At 69.1% G+C, this 16,798-nt stretch carries 17 protein-coding genes; 13 read left to right on the top strand and 4 right to left on the bottom strand.

From position 1 onward, the window contains the following. Nucleotides 1-58: 58 nt before the first annotated feature. Complete coding sequence (locus FVQ98_RS15980; RefSeq protein WP_147914453.1) at nucleotides 59-1,042, top strand: Bug family tripartite tricarboxylate transporter substrate binding protein; 984 nt, start codon at nucleotides 59-61, stop codon at nucleotides 1,040-1,042. A gap of 141 nt (nucleotides 1,043-1,183) precedes the next feature. On the opposite strand, the gene FVQ98_RS15975 is transcribed toward FVQ98_RS15980, so the two are convergent. Next, entirely contained in the window at nucleotides 1,184-2,194 is a 1,011-nt protein-coding gene (locus FVQ98_RS15975) for a zinc-binding alcohol dehydrogenase family protein (protein WP_147914452.1), read from the bottom strand. An 85-nt stretch (nucleotides 2,195-2,279) separates the two neighbouring features. Between FVQ98_RS15975 and FVQ98_RS15970 the strand changes: the two genes are divergently transcribed. Beyond that, entirely contained in the window at nucleotides 2,280-3,206 is a 927-nt protein-coding gene (locus tag FVQ98_RS15970) for a LysR family transcriptional regulator (protein ID WP_147914451.1), read from the top strand. Nucleotides 3,207-3,443: 237 nt separating this feature from the next. On the opposite strand, the gene FVQ98_RS15965 is transcribed toward FVQ98_RS15970, so the two are convergent. Both FVQ98_RS15965 and FVQ98_RS15960 read right to left on the bottom strand, forming a co-directional pair. Then, nucleotides 3,444-4,415, bottom strand: a complete 972-nt coding sequence (locus tag FVQ98_RS15965; protein WP_255507822.1) for a DUF808 domain-containing protein — start codon at nucleotides 4,413-4,415, stop codon at nucleotides 3,444-3,446. Nucleotides 4,416-4,479: 64 nt separating this feature from the next. Then, nucleotides 4,480-5,502: a tRNA dihydrouridine synthase gene (locus FVQ98_RS15960; RefSeq protein WP_147914499.1), complete on the bottom strand. Its 1,023-nt coding sequence runs from the start codon at nucleotides 5,500-5,502 to the stop codon at nucleotides 4,480-4,482. 214 nt (nucleotides 5,503-5,716) lie between these two features. Between FVQ98_RS15960 and FVQ98_RS15955 the strand changes: the two genes are divergently transcribed. The 10 genes from FVQ98_RS15955 (at nucleotide 5,717) to FVQ98_RS15910 (ending at nucleotide 14,174) form a co-directional block, all read left to right on the top strand. After that, on the top strand, nucleotides 5,717-6,220 hold the full coding sequence (locus tag FVQ98_RS15955; protein ID WP_147914450.1) for a FecR family protein: 504 nt from the start codon (nucleotides 5,717-5,719) through the stop codon (nucleotides 6,218-6,220). Then, nucleotides 6,217-6,819, top strand: coding sequence for an OmpA family protein (locus FVQ98_RS15950; RefSeq protein WP_147914449.1), 603 nt, complete (start codon nucleotides 6,217-6,219; stop codon nucleotides 6,817-6,819). Before FVQ98_RS15955 ends, FVQ98_RS15950 begins: the two co-directional genes overlap by 4 nt. Nucleotides 6,820-6,824: 5 nt before the next feature. Next, nucleotides 6,825-7,583 carry a c-type cytochrome gene (locus tag FVQ98_RS15945; RefSeq protein ID WP_147914448.1) on the top strand — a complete coding sequence of 253 codons (759 nt, stop codon included), beginning with the start codon at nucleotides 6,825-6,827 and terminating at the stop codon, nucleotides 7,581-7,583. Further along, nucleotides 7,580-8,887, top strand: coding sequence for a c-type cytochrome (locus FVQ98_RS15940; protein WP_147914447.1), 1,308 nt, complete (start codon nucleotides 7,580-7,582; stop codon nucleotides 8,885-8,887). Before FVQ98_RS15945 ends, FVQ98_RS15940 begins: the two co-directional genes overlap by 4 nt. 166 nt (nucleotides 8,888-9,053) lie before the next feature. Continuing rightward, nucleotides 9,054-10,244, top strand: a complete 1,191-nt coding sequence (locus FVQ98_RS15935) for an ANTAR domain-containing protein (protein WP_147914446.1) — start codon at nucleotides 9,054-9,056, stop codon at nucleotides 10,242-10,244. Between the two features lie 142 nt (nucleotides 10,245-10,386). Further along, nucleotides 10,387-10,914 carry a HugZ family pyridoxamine 5'-phosphate oxidase gene (locus tag FVQ98_RS15930; protein WP_147914445.1) on the top strand — a complete coding sequence of 176 codons (528 nt, stop codon included), beginning with the start codon at nucleotides 10,387-10,389 and terminating at the stop codon, nucleotides 10,912-10,914. A gap of 136 nt (nucleotides 10,915-11,050) precedes the next feature. After that, nucleotides 11,051-11,752 (top strand): RluA family pseudouridine synthase, encoded by a 702-nt coding sequence (locus tag FVQ98_RS15925; protein WP_370512972.1) that lies wholly within the window; start codon nucleotides 11,051-11,053, stop codon nucleotides 11,750-11,752. 121 nt (nucleotides 11,753-11,873) lie between these two features. After that, complete coding sequence (locus tag FVQ98_RS15920; RefSeq protein WP_187265766.1) at nucleotides 11,874-12,536, top strand: dioxygenase family protein; 663 nt, start codon at nucleotides 11,874-11,876, stop codon at nucleotides 12,534-12,536. A 135-nt stretch (nucleotides 12,537-12,671) separates the two neighbouring features. Continuing rightward, nucleotides 12,672-13,262, top strand: a complete 591-nt coding sequence (locus FVQ98_RS15915) for a BPSL1445 family SYLF domain-containing lipoprotein (protein ID WP_147914443.1) — start codon at nucleotides 12,672-12,674, stop codon at nucleotides 13,260-13,262. A 138-nt stretch (nucleotides 13,263-13,400) separates the two neighbouring features. Beyond that, on the top strand, nucleotides 13,401-14,174 hold the full coding sequence (locus FVQ98_RS15910) for an SDR family NAD(P)-dependent oxidoreductase (protein ID WP_147914442.1): 774 nt from the start codon (nucleotides 13,401-13,403) through the stop codon (nucleotides 14,172-14,174). Nucleotides 14,175-14,320: 146 nt separating this feature from the next. On the opposite strand, the gene ppk2 is transcribed toward FVQ98_RS15910, so the two are convergent. Beyond that, nucleotides 14,321-15,226, bottom strand: a complete 906-nt coding sequence (gene ppk2 / locus FVQ98_RS15905) for a polyphosphate kinase 2 (protein ID WP_147914441.1) — start codon at nucleotides 15,224-15,226, stop codon at nucleotides 14,321-14,323. 195 nt (nucleotides 15,227-15,421) lie between these two features. Here ppk2 and bktB point away from each other — a divergent pair, with 195 nt between their 5' ends. Then, nucleotides 15,422-16,606: a beta-ketothiolase BktB gene (gene bktB / locus FVQ98_RS15900; RefSeq protein WP_147914440.1), complete on the top strand. Its 1,185-nt coding sequence runs from the start codon at nucleotides 15,422-15,424 to the stop codon at nucleotides 16,604-16,606. Nucleotides 16,607-16,798: the final 192 nt, after the last annotated feature.

The following is a 16,798-nucleotide window of genomic DNA, read 5'->3' as shown; positions in this document are numbered from 1 at the left end:
CTCTCACTCAACACCCTTGCCGCCGCCAGCGCAGCGGATTCACCCTTACGGAGACACCATGAAAAACCTTGCCTCGAATCGCCGCCAATTCATTCTCAGCGTCGCCGGTGCGGCCGCCGCCCTGGTGACTGGCGCCCATGCCGCCGACGTCTTTCCCAGCCGGCCGTTGCGGCTGGTCGTGCCCTTTCCGTCGGGCAGCGGCACCGACACGACGGCGCGCCTGTACGCCCGCGTGCTGGGCGAGCTGACCGGCCATGGCGCGGTGGTCGAAAACAAGCCCGGCGGCAACGGCTTCATCGCCGTGCAGACGGTGCTGAACGCGCCGGCCGATGGCTACACGGTGTTTCTGGGCAGCAACTCCACGCTGTCGACCAACGCCGCCACCTTCCGCAAGCTGCCCTACGACCCGCTGACCGACTTCGCGCCGATCTCGCTGCTCTCGCGCGGCCCGTGCCTGATCATCGTGCCCGCCAACTCGCCGTACCGCACGCTGGCCGACCTGGTCGCCGATGCGCGCAAGCGCCCCGGCGCGCTCAACTACGGCTCGGGCTCGATCTCGTACACGCTGTACTCGGAATGGCTGAACGACCTGGCCAAGATGAAAACCACGCTGGTCAACTTCAAGGGCGCGGGCGACGCGATCAACGCCGTGGTCAGCAACACCGTCGACTTCGCCGTGGTCGACGCCTCCGGCGCAGTCGAGCTCGTAAAGGGCGGCCGCGCCCGCGCACTGGCGTTCACGGCGGCCAAGCGCTACCAGCTGCTGCCGGACGTGCCCACCATCGTCGACGCCGGTTACCCCGACTTCCTGGCCGTCAACTGGGTCGCCGCCGCCGTCCCCGCCAAAACCCCGGCCCCCGCAATCAAGCGCTTGGCCGAGCTGTTCCGCCAAGCCAGCAACTCCGCCGAAGTGCACGAGTTCTACGCCCGCCAGGGCAGCGAGCAACTGGCCACCACGCCCGCCGAGATGCTGAAATACCAGAAAGAAGAAATCGCACGCTGGAAGCGCCTGGTGGAAGCGGTGAAGTTGCCGCTGCAGTGAGCGACGGGGGGCTGGCGATGCCCCATCGGCACCCCCCCGACTTGAGCGACACTTGCTTCCATTTCAATAGCTGGTCGCGCAGATGGCAGTAGGGAAAGAGGCCAATTCCTTATATAAATCCGGCCTCTGCTTCCAGACCGCTCAAAAGCCCGCCAGCACGGCCTTGCCGATCATCTTGCCGCTTTCGACCCGCGCGTGGGCGCGGCGCAGGTTGGCGGCATTGAGCGGGCCGAATTCCTCGGTCAGCGTGCTGCGGATGCGGCCGGCGTCCGCCAGTTGGGCGACCTCGGCCAGCAGCGCGCCCTGGCGCGCCATGTCGGCGGTGCCGAACATTGAGCGGGTGAACATCATCTCCCAGTGCAGCGACAGGCTTTTGGCCTTCAGCGGCACCACGTTCAGCGTGTCCATGTCGTCGATCAGCGCGATGCGGCCTTGCGGGCGCAGGCAGTCGACGTACTGCGCAAAGTAGTGCGGGGTGTGCGTCAGCCCCGCGACCAGGTCGATCTGCGGCAAGCCCAGCGCCGCCAATTGCGGCGCCAGCGGCTGGCGGTGGTCAATCACGTCGTGCGCGCCGTGGTCCAGGCTCCAGGCGCGCGTCTCGGGCCGTGAGGCGGTGGCGACCACGCGCAGCTCCGTCAGCTCGCGCGCCAGCTGCGTCAGCATGGAACCGACGCCGCCCGCGCCGCCCATCACCAACAGGGTTTGACCCTGTCCGCCACCGGCCGGCACGGCCAGGCGGTCGAACAGCAATTCCCAAGCGGTGATGCTGGTCAGCGGCAGCGCCGCGGCTTCGGCGTCGTTCAGGGTCTTGGGGGCGTGCGCGGCGATGCGGGCGTCCACGGCGTGCAGCTCGGCGTTGGTGCCCGGTCGCGTCAGATCGCCGGCGTAGTACACGCGGTCGCCCACCGCAAAGCCCTGCACGTCGGCGCCCATGCCCTCGACGACACCCACCGCGTCCCAGCCCAGGATGCGCGCGCTGCCGTCCTTGGGCGTGGCCGAAGCGCGCACCTTGACGTCCACCGGGTTGACCGACACCGCCTTCACCCGCACCAGCAGGTCGTGCGCGCCGGGCGTGGGCGTGGGCAAATCGAGGTCGAGCAGCGCATCGGCGTGGTCGATCGGTTGAGGGGTGAAGTAGCCAACGGCTTTCATCTCGGGGCTCCAAAAAAGAAGATGAGAGTCACTGTAGAAAATGCACAATGCTTTGTGAATACCGAATCATTTCCATATTCTTCAAATGCAGTTTGAAAATCTGAGTGACCTGCGCGTGCTGGTTGAGACCGCGCGAGGCGGCTCGTTGACAGCGGCGGCGCGGGCGCTGGGCGTTACCCCAGCGGCGGCCAGCGCCATGCTCAAGCGGCTGGAAGCGCAGTTGCAGGTGCGCCTGTTCGAGCGGTCCACCCGCGCCATGCGCCTGACGCCGCAGGGCCAGACCCTGCTGGACTACGCCACCCGCGCGCTGGAGCTGATCGACGAAGGCGCCAGCCAGGCGTCGGCCGCGGTGGGCGCGCTGCGTGGCGGCATCCGCCTGGCCGTGTCGTCCGATCTGGGGCGCAGCGTGCTGCTGCCCTGGCTGGACGACTTCCTGGCGCAGCACCCCGGCGTGCAGATCGCCCTGTCGGCCAGCGATCAGGTGCTGGATGTGCGGCGCGACGCGGTCGACCTGGCCCTGCGCTACGGCGCGGCCGAACTGCGCGACTCGCAGCTGGTCGCGCGCCCGCTGTGCACCACGCGGCGCGTGGCCTGCGCCGCACCCGCCTACCTGCAGCGGCGCGGCACGCCCACGCACCCGCGCGAGCTGGCGCAGCACAACTGCATTGCCCTGCAGATCGGCGGGCGGCGCGAACAGCGCTGGTCCTTCGAGCGCGCTGGCGAACAGCTGGACGTGCCCATCAGCGGCGACCGCAGCGCCGACGACGGCGCCGTTGCGCGCGAATGGGCCATGGCCGGCGCCGGCATCGTCTACAAGTCCCGGCTGGACGTGCACGCCGCCCTGCAGCGCGGCCAACTGGTCGCCCTGCTGCCCGACTGGGCCGGCCAGCCCTACACCTTGTACGCCACGCTGCCCAGCAACCGCTTCGTGCCCGCGCGCGTGCACGCGCTGGTGGAGCATCTGGTGGCGCGGTTTGCGGCTTGGCCGGAGGCGAAGCCCGCTGCAACATGAGCAGCCGTGTCGCCGTCAGTCGGTGACCGCTTTGCTTCACTATGGATAGCTGGCTGCGCTGATCCAGCAATGCCCACAGCCATAAAAGACTTGTAATGCGGTCTGGAGGGCGAGCGCGTCTGCCAGTTCGTGCGCTTACCAGCTGGGTATCACCCAGTAGGTAGTTTTCCTAGTGCGCCGGTGCTGCCTGGCCTGCGCGAAAACCGACAGTAGCCCAGCCAGGGGCCCAGGCCTGCATCAATGCGCCGCCGCTGGCTTCTTGCCGCGCAGTTTCTGAAACAGCGTGACCGCCGCCACGACGATGCCGCCGGTGACGATGCCGACGCCGGCGTTGGCCAGCATCTCGACCAGCCAGCCGATACCTCCGGCGGCGGTCTTCCAGTCGGTGACCAGGTGGTGCAGCGCCGGGATGCCGTGCACAATGATGCCACCGCCGACCAGAAACATGGCGGCGGTGCCGGCGACCGACAGGAATTTCATCAACCAGGGCGCCAGCCACAGGATGCCGCGGCCGATCGACTGCGCGGTGCTGCTGGCCTTCTGGCTGAGGTACAGGCCCAGGTCGTCCAGTTTGACGATGCCGCCGACCAGGCCGTAGACGCCCACGGTCATGATGAGGGCGATGCCGGTGAGCACCGCCAGCTGGGTCCAGAAGTCCTGCCCGGCGACGGCGCCGAGGGTGATGGCGATGATCTCGGCCGACAGGATGAAGTCGGTGCGCACGGCGCCCTTGATCTTGTCCTTTTCCATGGCGGCCATATCGACGTTGGGGTCGGCCACGGCGGCTTTCAGTTCGGCTTCGTGGCTGTCGGCCTCTTCCTTGTGCAGGAACTTGTGGGCGACTTTTTCGAAGCCTTCAAAGCACAGGAAGGCGCCGCCGACCATCAGCAGCGGCGTGACGGCCCAGGGCGCGAAGGCGCTGATGGCCAGCGCCGCGGGCACCAGGATGGCTTTGTTGACCATCGAACCCTTGGCGACTTGCCAGACCACCGGGATCTCGCGGTTGGCGCTGACGCCGGTGACCTGCTGCGCGTTGAGCGCCAAGTCGTCGCCCAGCACGCCGGCGGTCTTCTTGGCCGACAGCTTGGTCAGCACGGCCACATCGTCGGCCATGGCGGCCGATTTGCGGGCCGCGACCTTGGTCATGACGGCCACATCGTCCAGGACAGCGGCGATGTCGTCGATCAGCAAGAGCAGGCTGGAAGCCACAGGTGAAACCCTTCAACAAGAACAAGACAGCAAGGTCAGCGGTGCGACGCAGCGCTGCACCCCATTACAGAACAAAATCGGCCTCTGGCGCTACAACCACCTGCGCAAGCCGCTCCTGAATCGATAGTATCCAGGCGTCGATAGCGGGGGCGTCGTTGATGCGGCGCAGCGCGTCGAACGCCTGGTCGGCCTCCGGGTAGGCGTGGCGCAGATAGGTCAGCCACAGCTTGAGGCGCCCCGCCCGGTGGCGGCGCTCCACACGCGAGCTGACGTCGGCCCAGAAATCCACCAGCAGTGGCTCGATCCGGCGCCATGGTAGGGCCCGCACGGCCGGGTCGGTGTCGGACGGCACGCCTTCTGCGGTGCCGCCCAGCGGGTCCTTCGGCGCCTGGCTTTGCGCAATCGCCAGCGCCAGACCGGGGCGGCGCACCATGCTGCGGCCCAGCATCAGGTCATGGCAGCCGGTTTCGGCGCGGCAGCGCCAGGCGTCGGCCACGTTCCAGATGTCACCGTTGGCGATCATGGGCAGGCGCACTTCGGCGCGGATGCGCGCGATGGCGTCCCAGTAAGCAGGCGGCTTGTAGCCCTGCGCCTTGGTGCGCGCGTGCACGGCGAGTTCGCTGGCGCCGGCCGCCTCGATGGCGCGGGCGCAGTCGAGCATGGGGCCGTCGTCCTCGTAGCCCAGGCGCATCTTGGCCGACACCGGGATCGCCGCCGGCACGGCGCGGCGCACAGCGGCGACGATGGCGTGGACCAGTTCGGGCTCGTTCAGCAGCACGGCGCCGCCACGGTGGCGGTTGACGGTCTTGGCGGGGCAGCCGAAGTTCAGGTCGATGCCGGCCGGGGCCAGCTCGGCCAGGCGCGCGGCGTTCTCGGCCACGCAAACCGGGTCGGACCCCAGCAGCTGCGGCCGCACCGGCACGCCCGAGCGCGTGCGGCTGCCGCGCAGCAGCTCCGGCACCACGCGGATGAAGCTGCGGGGTGGCAGCAGCTGGTCGGTGATGCGGATGAATTCGGACACGCAGCGGTCCACGCCCCCGGCGCGCGTCAGGATGTCGCGCAGGCCGTGGTCCAGCAGGCCTTCCATGGGGGCGAGAACGAGGGTCACAAAAAGGTAGGCCGAACCTGAAAAGAGGGAGTATCGCGGGCGCGCAACCAGCACGGGCGGCCGCGCCGTGGCACCACCGTGGGTTCGGATTGTCACCGCCGCACGCGCATCGCGCCCATTGGCCCGCTGGTACCATTGGCATATAAAAAGCTTTGGCGTGGCCTTGTGAAGTCCCGCGCCGCTGGAGAGCGTCATGCCCCCCCGATTCATCTTGACTGCCCGCCTGATGGGCTGCGCCGGCCTGCTAGCCGCCTCGGCCGTGCTGGCCCAAACCCCTGCACCGGCCGCTTCCACAACGCAGCGCGCCACCATCGCTGGCGATGCGCGCCACGGCACCTTCAAGACCGTCCAGGGCGAGGTCACCGTGGTGCGCGGCAATGTGCGCAGTGCTGCCTTGGTGGGCGGCGCGCTGATGGCCTCCGACCGCGTGTTGACCGGCTCCAAGAGCAGCGCCGCGCTCACATTGAAAGATGGCACGGTGCTGGCCGTCGGGCCCGAGAGTTCGGTCGACCTTTCTACCTTCGATTTCGACCCCACCACGCAGGACGGCAACCTGATGGTCAGCCTGGCGCGCGGCAGCCTGCGCATGGTGACGGGGCTGATCGCCAAGATCAAACCTGAACACGTCAAAGTCACCACGCCGACCACGGTGATCGGCGTGCGCGGCACCGACTTCATCGTGGAGGAAAGCCCATGAACGCCGCCAAGCCAGTGACCCGCCTGCTCGGCCTGATGCTGCTGGGCACGGTCGTTGCCGGCTGCGCTCCCGCCACCCGGGTCGTGCTGCTGCCTCAGGAAGGTCGCCAGGGCGCGGTCGAGGTGCGTTCGCGCGAAGCCAGCACCGTGCTGACCACGCCCTACAGCGAAGCCAAGGTCAGTGCCCAGCAACAGCTCGAAACCGATCAGCTGACGCCCGAGCAGGTCAACCGCCGCTACCAACAGCTGCTGGCGGCCCAGCCGGCGCCGGAGCAGCAACTCACGCTGTACTTCGAGACAGGTGGCTCGCACCTGACCGCCGAATCCACCAACCAGTTGGCCGATGTGCTGGCGCGCGCCACAGCTCGTCCGGGAGGCGAGATCATCGTGACTGGCCACACCGACAGCGTCGGCACGGTGGAATCGAACGACCAGCTTTCGCTGCAGCGTGCGTCGGCCATCCGCGACCTGCTGGTGTCGCGCGGCTTCGACCGCGCGCGCGTCGACGCGGTCGGTCGCGGCGAGCGTCAGCCGGTCGTGCCCACGCCCGACAACACGCCCGAGCCGCGTAACCGCCGCGCCGAAATCACCATCCGCTGACCGGCATGGGCCGCGCGTTTCGTATTCGAGGCGTGGCCCCGGGCCTGCGGGCCGCGTTGGCCGCTGCGCTGATCGCACTGGCGCCCGCGCTGGCCGCCGCGCCGCGCTTTGTCGACGACATGGCCCAGCGCACACAGGCCTGTACCGCGTGCCATGGTGACCAGGGTCGGGCGGGCCCGGACGGCTATTACCCGCGCCTGGCCGGCAAGCCAGCGGGCTACCTGTACAACCAGCTGCTCAACTTCCGCGACGGTCGGCGCCACTACGGGCTGATGACGCGTCTGGTCGACCCGCTGTCCGACGCCTACCTGCACGAAATTGCCCAGCACTTCGCCAACCTGCAGGTGCCCTACCCGGCGCCGGTAGCCCCCGCCCAGCGCGCCGCCGCGCCGGTGCTGGCCCGCGGACGCGACTTGGCCCTGCACGGCGACCCCTCGCTGCGTCTGCCCGCCTGCGTGCAATGCCACGGGCAGGCGCTGACGGGCGCCCTGCCCCAGGTCCCTGGCCTGCTGGGCCTGCCGCTGGACTACCTGATGGCGCAATTGGGCGGCTGGCGCACCGGACAGCGCCGCGCCCACGCGCCCGACTGCATGGCCGACGTGGTGCGCCGCCTGAGCGACAGCGATGCCTACGCCGTCGTCAGCTGGTTGGCTGCGCAACCCGTACCCACCGACCCGAGCCCCGCGCCCAGGCTGCCTGAGGTGCCGGCCGGCGCGCCCGACCTGAAATGCGGCACTGCGCCGCTGCCCGGGGCCGCGCGATGAAGCGCCTGGTCTGGATCGGCGGCGGGCTGATCGCGCTGTTGCTGCTGGCCTGCGCCTGGCTGTGGTGGATCAACTTCGGCGACGGCGTGGACGTCAGCGGCGCCAGCGCCACGGCGCCCGCCACCAACGACCCCGCGCTGCTGGAACGCGGCGCCTACCTGGCGCGCGCCGGCAACTGCATGGCCTGCCACACGACGCGCGGCGGCGTCGCGGGTGCGGGGGGCCGCGCCATCCCGACACCGTTCGGCACGCTCTACACCAGCAACCTCACCCCCGACGCCGACACCGGCATCGGCCAGTGGAACGCCGCCACCTTCTGGCGCGCGCTGCACTACGGCCGCGGCGCGGACGGCCGCCTGCTGTACCCGGCCTTCCCGTACACACACACCACCGCGCTCACGCGCGAAGACGCCGACGCGCTGTTCGCCCACTTCCGCAGCCTGAAGCCGGTGCGCACCCAGGTGCCCGACCACGACCTGCGCTGGCCTTACGGTACGCAGGCCGCGCTGGCGGTGTGGCGCGCGCTGTACTTCAAGGCGGGCGCGTCGCCCTCGCTGCCCGCCCCCGGCAAGAACAGCCCCACCATCGTGCGTGGCGCCTACCTGACCTACGCCGTGGCGCATTGCTCGGCCTGTCACGCGCCGCGCGACGGCTGGGGCGGCGGCGACTGGCAAAGCCTGGGCGGCGGGCTGATGGCCAGCGAAGGCTGGTACGCGCCCTCGCTCGTGTCCCCGCGCGAAGCCGGCATGGCCGATTGGCCGGTGGACGAGATCGTTGCCCTGCTGCGCACCGGCGTCGCGCCCCACGGCCAGGTCAGCGGCCCGATGACGGAAGTCGTCACCCAGGGCACGCAATACCTGAGCGAACCCGACCTGCGCGCCATGGCCGATTACCTGAAGGCGCTGCCGCCTACCGAGGGGCCCGCACCCACGCGCGACCGTCCGCCCGTGCGCACCTCCGCCGTGGTCGCAGGCGAAAAGCTCTACCAGCAGCACTGCGTCGACTGCCACGGCGCCCAGGGCCAGGGCGTGCGCGGGGCCTACCCGCCGCTGGCCGGCAACCGCGCCGTGACCATGGCGCAGACCGACAACCTGCTGCAAACCCTGCTCTACGGGGGCTTCGCCCCCGATACCGCCGGCCACCCGCGTCCGTTCGGCATGCCGCCCTTCACGCTGGTGCTGAGCGACCGCGAAATCGCCGCCGTCCTGACCTACCTGCGCGCCAGCTGGGGCAACGGCGCGCCGGAAGTCTCGGCACTGGACGTGCACCGCATGCGCAGCCGCGTGGCCAGCAACCTGCGCTGAACACGCCCGCCGCACTGCTCCTTGGGCCGGCCAAACGGCCTTGCACGCAAGCTGAGCACGCACTGATGGTGCCCCGGCCCCTATACTTTGCTGCCACATCGCACGCCTGCGCGTCGCTGGGTGGAGTCCCGGGCGCAGCAGGCTTCATGCTAGGAAGGAGGCTGACATGGCACTCAACTGGTTTTCCCTGCGACAGGCCGCCCGCACGCGGGTGCCGCCGGACGCCGCTGCGCCTGCCAGGCCTGTCGAGCGCAGCCGGCCGCACATGGCCGCCGCCAACGGGCTGACCGCCACCGTAGCCGCGGACGGCCCGCCGATCCCCTGGCCCGACGTGGTGCGCTTGATGGGCGAAGAGGTTTCCACCTCGCTCAACGCGGCCAGCGAACAGCTCGACCGCCTCAACCGGCTGGAGCCCGGCCTGGTCAACGGCCTGGGCCCGCTGCGCGACTCGATCGAGCGGGCGCGCCAGGCCGGCCTGGCCGCGCAGCAGATGCTGCGCCTGCGCGAAGACCCGCCCGCCCAGCACCGCGAGGTGCTCAACCTGGCCGACGTCGCCCGCGCCGCGCTGACGACGCGCAGCGACTGGTTCAAGCGCCGTCAGGTCAGCGTGCGCCAGGGTTTGGCGCAGGCGCAGGTGTTTGCCGATTCCAGCATGACCTACCTGCTGATCGACGAGATGCTGCAGTGGGCCGGCCAGCTCTCGCCCAGCGTCGCCATCACCGTGGACAGGTCCAGCCGCGCCGGCCGCCCGCGCCTGCGCGTGGCCGCCTGGTGCGACCCGGCCACCACGCCAGAAGCAAGCTGGCGCAGCATGCGCTGGATGCTGTGGCACCAGCTGGCGCGCGCGCTCGATGCGCAGACGCAGATGGAAATGCGCGACGACCATGTGCGCGTCACCGTCAGCCTGGCCGCTGCGACCGACACACAACTGGCCGCCGCCGCCGAAGAGCACGCCGGCCCCTCAAGCGTGTCGGCCGTGATCCAGGGCTGCCGCGTGCTGGTGGTCTCGACCCAGCCGCAGCGCCGCGCCCAGTGCCTGCAGGCGCTGGCCGGCTACGGGGTGCTGGTCGATCAGGCCGAAGATGCGCACCAGGCCAGGCGCCTGGCCAACCAGCACCTGCCCGACGCCCTGGTCTACGACGCCAGCGTGCCGGCGCAGCAGATGGAGCATTTGCGCGAACAGATTGGCGCGCAGGCCGGCTCGCACCCGGCGATGATCGAAATCAACGAACAGGCTGGCGCGACCGAGTTCCAGGCGTCCACCATCGGCGCCATCTCCACCGGCCGCGTCGCCGCGGGCGCGATCGGACAGTCGCTTGGCCCGGCGCTGGTGTTCGAGCTGTGCAAGGTGATGTAGCCGCGCTGGCCAGCGCTTTCCGCACCCGCCTGAAAACTCTATTTTTCATAGCGCTCTGCGCAGGTGGTTGTAGGCCTGACAGCCAGTTTTCCTTGAAGACTGGCCAACCGACCCGCTCGGCGCCCTACCCCGTCGTCGCCGGATGACTGCCCATCTGCCCCGTCTGGGCCAAGCCCTGCACCAACTGTTGTGCGCCCGCCGCACCGGCGCGCTGGGCTCGCTGAACGCCAGTGGCGGCGCGCCGAGCGTGTCGCTGGTGCCCTTTGCGGTGGACCCGCTGGGCGACGGCGCCCCGGTCATCGTGCTGCACCTGAGCGGCCTGGCCGCGCACACGGCCAATCTGCAGGCCGATCCGCGCGCGTCGCTGCTGGTCAGCGCGCCCGAGGTCGCGGGCAGCCCGGTGCACGATTTGCCCCGCGTCACCCTCGACGCGCTGGCCCGCACACCGGCGCCCGACTCGCCCGCGCAGCGCAGCGCCCATGCGGCCTATGTGCAGCGCTTTCCCGAAGCCGCGTTCATGGCCGAGCTGGGCGACTTCCGCTTCGTCACGCTGCGCCCGACCGGCGCGCGCCAGATCGCCGGCTTTGGCAGCGCCCGCAGCGTGGGCGCCGAAGAACTGGCGCAGGTGCTGGCGCTGGGCACGCCCACACCGCCGATCAACCCCGCGTGACCAGCGGCGGCCTGCTGCGCATGCGCCTGTCGGGTCGCCTTGACGCGGTCGGACGGTGCCATAATTCACTATGCATTCGATAGCTGCCTGCGCAGACGGCTCTAAGCCCAGCGTCCATCTGGATGCTCTGTGCGTCGTGCACGAAGACGCCCACCTGCTGGTGCTCGACAAGCCCGCCGGCCTGCTCGCCGTGCCGGGCCGCGGCCCCGACAAGGCCGACTGCCTGAGCGCCCGCGCCCTGCGCCGCTGGCCCGACGCGCTGGTGGTGCACCGGCTGGACCAGGCCACCAGCGGCCTGATCGTGCTGGCGCGCAGCCTCGCGGTGCAACGGCAGTTGTCCGCCGATTTCGCCGAGCGCCGCGTGGCCAAGCGCTACGAAGCGCTGGTGCATGGTCGGCTGCTCTTGCCGCCCGAAGCGAGCGCCGATGCGCACCGGAGCGACGCCGCGCTGGCGCACGGCGTGCGCGCAGCCGATGGTCTAAGCACCACGCCCGCCGACGGCTGGGGCCTGATCGATCTGCCGCTGCTGCTCGACTGGCCCAACCGGCCGCGCAGCAGGGTCGACCCCTTGCATGGCAAGCCGAGCCAGACGCACTGGCGCCCGCTGGCCCACGACCCGGCGACAGACACGACACGCGTGGCGCTGGCGCCCGTCACCGGGCGTTCGCACCAGTTGCGAGTGCACCTGATGGCGCTGGGCCACCCGATCGTGGGCGACGCGCTGTACGGGCCGCCGCATGATGCGGCAGCGCGGCTGATGCTGCACGCGTGCGCGCTTGGTCTGACGCACCCCGCGACGGGCGAAGCACTGCGCTGGCACTGCGCTGCACCGTTTTGACCGGATCACACAGAAATACTTGTCAAATAGACCTTTTTCGCTACAGCCGCGTGCAGCCAGCTACGCCTTTCATAGCAAAATCGCGGGGAACTCTGGCGCCACAGGTGGGCTCGCACAGCCCATGCCCGACCCGCGCCACCCCACCTTCAGCCTGCCCGCGCCGCGCCCGCGCCTGGCGCGCCGCCGACAGGCCGCCCTGGCCCTGCTGGCCGCGCCCTGGGTGTTGACCGGCGTGCGCGCCCAGCCCACAGAACCTCTGCGCGCCACGCCGCGCCAGACCGAAGGGCCGTTCTACCCCGTCGCACTGCCTTCCGATTCCGACCACGACCTGCTGAAGAACGGCGCGCTGCGCTACCGCGGCGGCACGCCCGCCTGGGTCGAAGGCACGGTGGTTGACCTGGACGGCCGCCCGCTGAAGGGCGCACAGGTCGAAATCTGGCAGTGCGACCAGGCTGGCCACTACCACCACCCGCGCGACGGTGATCGGGCCGACCCGGCGTTCCAGGGCTTTGGCCGGGTCGCGCTGGGCGGCGACGGCACCTGGCGTTTTCACACGCTGCGGCCGGCGCCCTACAGCGGCCGCACGCCGCACATTCACCTGAAGGTGCGTCTGGGCCAGCGCGAATTGCTGACCACCCAGCTTTACGTCGAGGGCGATCCGGGCAACGCGCGCGACTTCCTCTGGCGCAGCCTGGACACACACGGGCGCCGCGTATTGACCCAACCTTATGTGATAGACGGACAAGCACTGCGGGCGCGCTACGCGCTCGTGGTGGCGGCCTGAAACTGGGGCCGCGTGCGACACTTTTTTCGGCGCGGCTATGTGACACCAGCACAAGCCGGTGTCCTACGCCCCGCCCTTGGCCCGCGCACTAGAGTGGCGCCAACTGAAGTTTTCGGTTCTCAGAGGAGTCTGCACATGAACAAATCCTTCCCATCTCTTCGCACCCTGGGTCTGGCCGCTGCGCTGGCCGTGGGTGGTATCGCTTTTGTCGGCTGCACCACCACACCGGCGGGCTCCGAAGCCTCGGGCCCGAGCGCGCGCAACGCCATGGACCAGAACGTGGACGCCACCCTGGCGCGCCTGTATTCCACCGTGCCGGGTTCGCGTGAACTGGTGCAGCGCGCCGCGGGCACGCTGGTGTTCCCGTCGGTCGTGGGCGGCGCCTTCGTCGTTGGGGCCGAATACGGCAAGGGCGCGCTGCGTGAAGGTGGCCGCACCAGCGGCTACTACAGCACCACCGCGGGCTCGGTCGGCCTGCAGGCCGGCGGCCAATCGAAATCGGTGGTTTATGTCTTCAACACGCCCGAGGCGCTGCAAAAGTTCAAGTCGAGCAAGGGCTGGACTGCCGGCGCCGACGCCACGGTGGCGGCCGGCAAGATCGGCGCCAACGGCTCGGTCGACACCCAGACCTACCAGCAGGCCGTGACCAGCTTCGTGCTGACCAACGTGGGCCTGGAGGCCGGCGCTGCCGTCGGCGCAGCCAAGATCACGCAGATCAGCATGTAAGGCCACGGGGCCGCTTGGGCACGCTGGTCGCGCCCGAGCCCGGTACCCTGAAGCAACGCCGCCTTGTGCGGCGTTGTGTTTTTGTCAGATGGCGCCCACGACATGTCGTGGGCGCGTTGTTTTGTTAGATTCCAAAGCATGAGTGAATCTGCAGCAAAACATATCTACATCCTCACCGGCGCATCGCGCGGCATGGGCCTGGCCATGGCGCAGCAGTTGCTGGCGGCCGGTCACACCGTGCTGACGCTGGCGCGGCGCGTCAACGGCGAGCTGGCGCAGCACGCCACGAAGTCGGGCGCGCAGCTGACCCAATGGTCGGCCGACCTGGCCGATGGTGTCGCGGCCGCCACGCATTTGCGCGGCTGGCTGGGCGACTTGCCCACCGACCGCTTTGCCAGCGCCACGCTGATCAACAACGCTGGCGTCATCCCGCCGATCACCCCGCTGCGCGACAGCCGCCCGGCCGACCTGGCCAACGCGCTGCGCGTCGGGCTGGAAGCGCCGATGCTGCTGTCGGCCGCCTTTCTGGACGCCACGCGCGGTTGGAAGGCCGAACGCAAGGTGCTGAACATTTCGTCGGGCCTCGGCCGCAAGGCGATGGCGTCGCAGGCCGCCTACTGCGCCGCCAAGGCCGGCATGGACCACTTCACGCGCTGCCTCGCGCTGGACGAGGCCAACGCACCGGGCGGTGCCAAGGTCTGCTCGCTCGCCCCGGGCGTGATCGACACCGACATGCAGGTGCAGCTGCGCGGCGCGGATGCGGGCGCCTTCCCCGACCGCGGCAATTTCGAGCAGCTCAAGCAAGGCGGGCAACTGACCTCGCCCGACGACGCGGCGCGGCGCATCCTGGCCTACCTGGCGCGCCCCGACTTCGGCAGCGAGCCGGTGGCCGACGTGCGCCAGGCCAGCTGAAGAGCGTCTGACACCATCCAGGTCAACGGCTGACCGCTACCGATTCGATAGCTGATCGCGCAGGTGGCTGTAAGGCCAGAGGCCAATTTGACTTGAATTCCTGATGGCGCCACCGGGCGACCGCCCGGCGCCCATATCGCACCGCCTCAGTACACCTGCGGCACGATCATGCTGTCCGGCACCGGGTGTCGCACGTAATCCTCGTGCCGTTCGCGTGCGGGCAGGATCACCTCCGGCCGCGGCGTCTCGTGGTAGGGCAGCTGCGCCAGCAGGTGGCTGATGCAGTTCAGGCGCGCGGTTTTCTTGTCGTCCGCCGGAATCACCCACCAGGGCGCCTCGGGGATGTGCGTGCGCTGCAGCATCTCCTCCTTGGCGCCGGTGTAATCCTCCCAGCGGCGGCGGCTTTCCAGGTCCATGGGGCTGAGCTTCCACTGCTTCAGCGGGTCGTGGATGCGGCCCAGAAAGCGCAGGTGCTGCTCTTCGTCCGAGATCGAGAACCAGTACTTGATCAGCACGATGCCCGAACGCACCAGCATCTTTTCAAACTCGGGCACGGTGCGGAAGAACTCCTCCAGCTCGGCCTCGGTGCAAAAGCCCATCACGCGCTCGACCCCGGCGCGGTTGTACCAGCTGCGGTCGAACAGCACGATCTCGCCGCCCGCCGGCAGGTGCGGCACGTAGCGCTGAAAGTACCACTGCGTCTTCTCGCGGTCGCTGGGCGCGGGCAGCGCCACCACACGGGCCACGCGCGGGTTCAGCCGCTGGGTGATGCGCTTGATCACGCCGCCCTTGCCGGCCGCGTCGCGCCCTTCAAAAATGATGACGACCTTGGTCTTGGTCGTGGCCACCCAGTCCTGCAGCTTGACCAGCTCGCCCTGCAGGCGAAACAGCTCGCGGAAATAGTGCCGGCGCGCGCTGCGGTATTCGGGCGAATCGGTGACGACGCCGGACACCGCATCGATGTTGCGGTCTTCCAGCTCCATCTCCAGCTCTTCGTCGTAGCTGTCCAGCAGGTCGCCACGCAGGCGGCGGATGATTTCTTCTTCGCTCACGGTCGGCGCGCGCCAGGCGGGCCCGGCGCAGGTATTGGGGACAAGAAAGCCTAAGTCGTTTTGATGACACCCGTGTGACGGTCACCCGTGCGTCACCACCCGCCCTGGGCCCTTCCGGGATCGGGTGCATACTTGTCCTGATCGCAGTTCTGCGCTCCTTTTCACCCCCTACCCCAACTTGCAGGAGATACAAAAATGGCACGTGAAGTTGTCCTCGTCAGCGGTGTGCGCACCGCCATCGGCACCTACGGCGGCAGCCTCAAGGACATTCCGCCCGTCGACATGGCCGCCACCGTGGTCAAGGAAGCGCTGGCGCGCGCCAATGTGGAAGGCAAGGACGTCGGCCACGTCGTCTTCGGCCACGTCGTCAACACCGAGCCGCGCGACATGTACCTGTCGCGCATGGCGGCCGTCAACGGCGGCTGCCCCATCGAAACCCCGGCCATGAACGTCAACCGCCTGTGCGGCTCGGGCCTGCAGGCCATCGTCAGCGCCAGCCAGGGCATCCTGCTGGGCGACTACGACGTGGCCATCGGCGGCGGCGCCGAAAACATGAGCCGCGCCCCCTACGCCAGCCTGAACACCCGCTGGGGCGCGCGCATGGGCGACACCACTTTGGTCGACATGATGGTCGGTGCCCTGCACGACCCCTTCCACAAGATCCACATGGGCGTGACGGCCGAAAACGTGTCCAAGGAATTCGGCGTGTCGCGCGAAGACCAGGACGCCCTGGCCCTGGAAAGCCACCAGCGCGCCGAACGCGCCTGGGCCGAAGACCGCTTCAAGGGCCAGGTCGTGCCGATCATGCTCAAAAGCAAGAAAGGCGAAGTCGCGTTTGAAAAAGACGAACACTTCCGCGCCGGCGCCAAGCTGGAAGACTTCCAGAAGATGAAGCCCGTCTTCTTGAAAGAAAACGGCACCGTCACCGCCGCCAACGCCAGCGGCATCAACGACGCTGCCGCCGCCGTGCTGCTGATGGAAGCCGCCGCCGCCAACGCCCGCGGCGTCAAGCCCCTGGCCCGCCTGGTCGGCTACGCCCACGCCGGCGTCGACCCCAAGATCATGGGCATCGGTCCCGTGCCCGCGTCCAAAGCCGTGTTCGCCAAGACCGGCCTGAAACTGGACCAGATGGACGTCATCGAAGCCAACGAAGCCTTCGCCGCCCAAGCCTGCGCCGTCACCAAAGGCCTAGGCGCCGACCCCGCCAAGGTCAACCCCAACGGCTCCGGCATCTCGCTGGGCCACCCCATCGGCGCCACCGGCGCGGTCATCACCGTCAAAGCCGTGCACGAGCTGCACCGCACCGGCGGCCGTTATGCGCTGGTCACCATGTGCATTGGCGGTGGGCAGGGGATTGCAGCGATTTTTGAGCGGATGTAATCCACCGGCATTTTTTTGGTTGGCCTGATTGGCTGCCGTCGTGCGCACACTGGGGCTTCGATGCCCCAGTGTGCTTTTGTTCGACTGGCGGTGAGTGGAACGCTGTCGTCTATTTTTAATTAGGGATGGTGTTCAAAACACGATTGAAGCCAGCCGATAGCGGGCGGCTTGCCACGACATGAAGCAGCGCGG

This window comes from Ottowia flava (assembly GCF_008017535.1).
GTDB lineage: Bacteria > Pseudomonadota > Gammaproteobacteria > Burkholderiales > Burkholderiaceae_C > Ottowia > Ottowia flava.
The sequence above is the reverse complement of the archived record's forward strand: the minus strand, read 5'-3'. Positions and strand labels throughout refer to the sequence as shown.

Coding starts and splice junctions, on each gene's coding strand:
- FVQ98_RS15980 (WP_147914453.1), top strand. CDS start 59: ATGAAAAACCTTGCCTCGAATCGCCGCCAATTCATTCTCAGCGTCGCC.
- FVQ98_RS15975 (WP_147914452.1), bottom strand. CDS start 2,194: ATGAAAGCCGTTGGCTACTTCACCCCTCAACCGATCGACCACGCCGAT.
- FVQ98_RS15970 (WP_147914451.1), top strand. CDS start 2,280: ATGCAGTTTGAAAATCTGAGTGACCTGCGCGTGCTGGTTGAGACCGCG.
- FVQ98_RS15960 (WP_147914499.1), bottom strand. CDS start 5,502: ATGGAAGGCCTGCTGGACCACGGCCTGCGCGACATCCTGACGCGCGCC.
- FVQ98_RS15955 (WP_147914450.1), top strand. CDS start 5,717: ATGCCCCCCCGATTCATCTTGACTGCCCGCCTGATGGGCTGCGCCGGC.
- FVQ98_RS15950 (WP_147914449.1), top strand. CDS start 6,217: ATGAACGCCGCCAAGCCAGTGACCCGCCTGCTCGGCCTGATGCTGCTG.
- FVQ98_RS15945 (WP_147914448.1), top strand. CDS start 6,825: ATGGGCCGCGCGTTTCGTATTCGAGGCGTGGCCCCGGGCCTGCGGGCC.
- FVQ98_RS15940 (WP_147914447.1), top strand. CDS start 7,580: ATGAAGCGCCTGGTCTGGATCGGCGGCGGGCTGATCGCGCTGTTGCTG.
- FVQ98_RS15935 (WP_147914446.1), top strand. CDS start 9,054: ATGGCACTCAACTGGTTTTCCCTGCGACAGGCCGCCCGCACGCGGGTG.
- FVQ98_RS15930 (WP_147914445.1), top strand. CDS start 10,387: ATGACTGCCCATCTGCCCCGTCTGGGCCAAGCCCTGCACCAACTGTTG.
- FVQ98_RS15920 (WP_187265766.1), top strand. CDS start 11,874: ATGCCCGACCCGCGCCACCCCACCTTCAGCCTGCCCGCGCCGCGCCCG.
- FVQ98_RS15915 (WP_147914443.1), top strand. CDS start 12,672: ATGAACAAATCCTTCCCATCTCTTCGCACCCTGGGTCTGGCCGCTGCG.
- FVQ98_RS15910 (WP_147914442.1), top strand. CDS start 13,401: ATGAGTGAATCTGCAGCAAAACATATCTACATCCTCACCGGCGCATCG.
- bktB (WP_147914440.1), top strand. CDS start 15,422: ATGGCACGTGAAGTTGTCCTCGTCAGCGGTGTGCGCACCGCCATCGGC.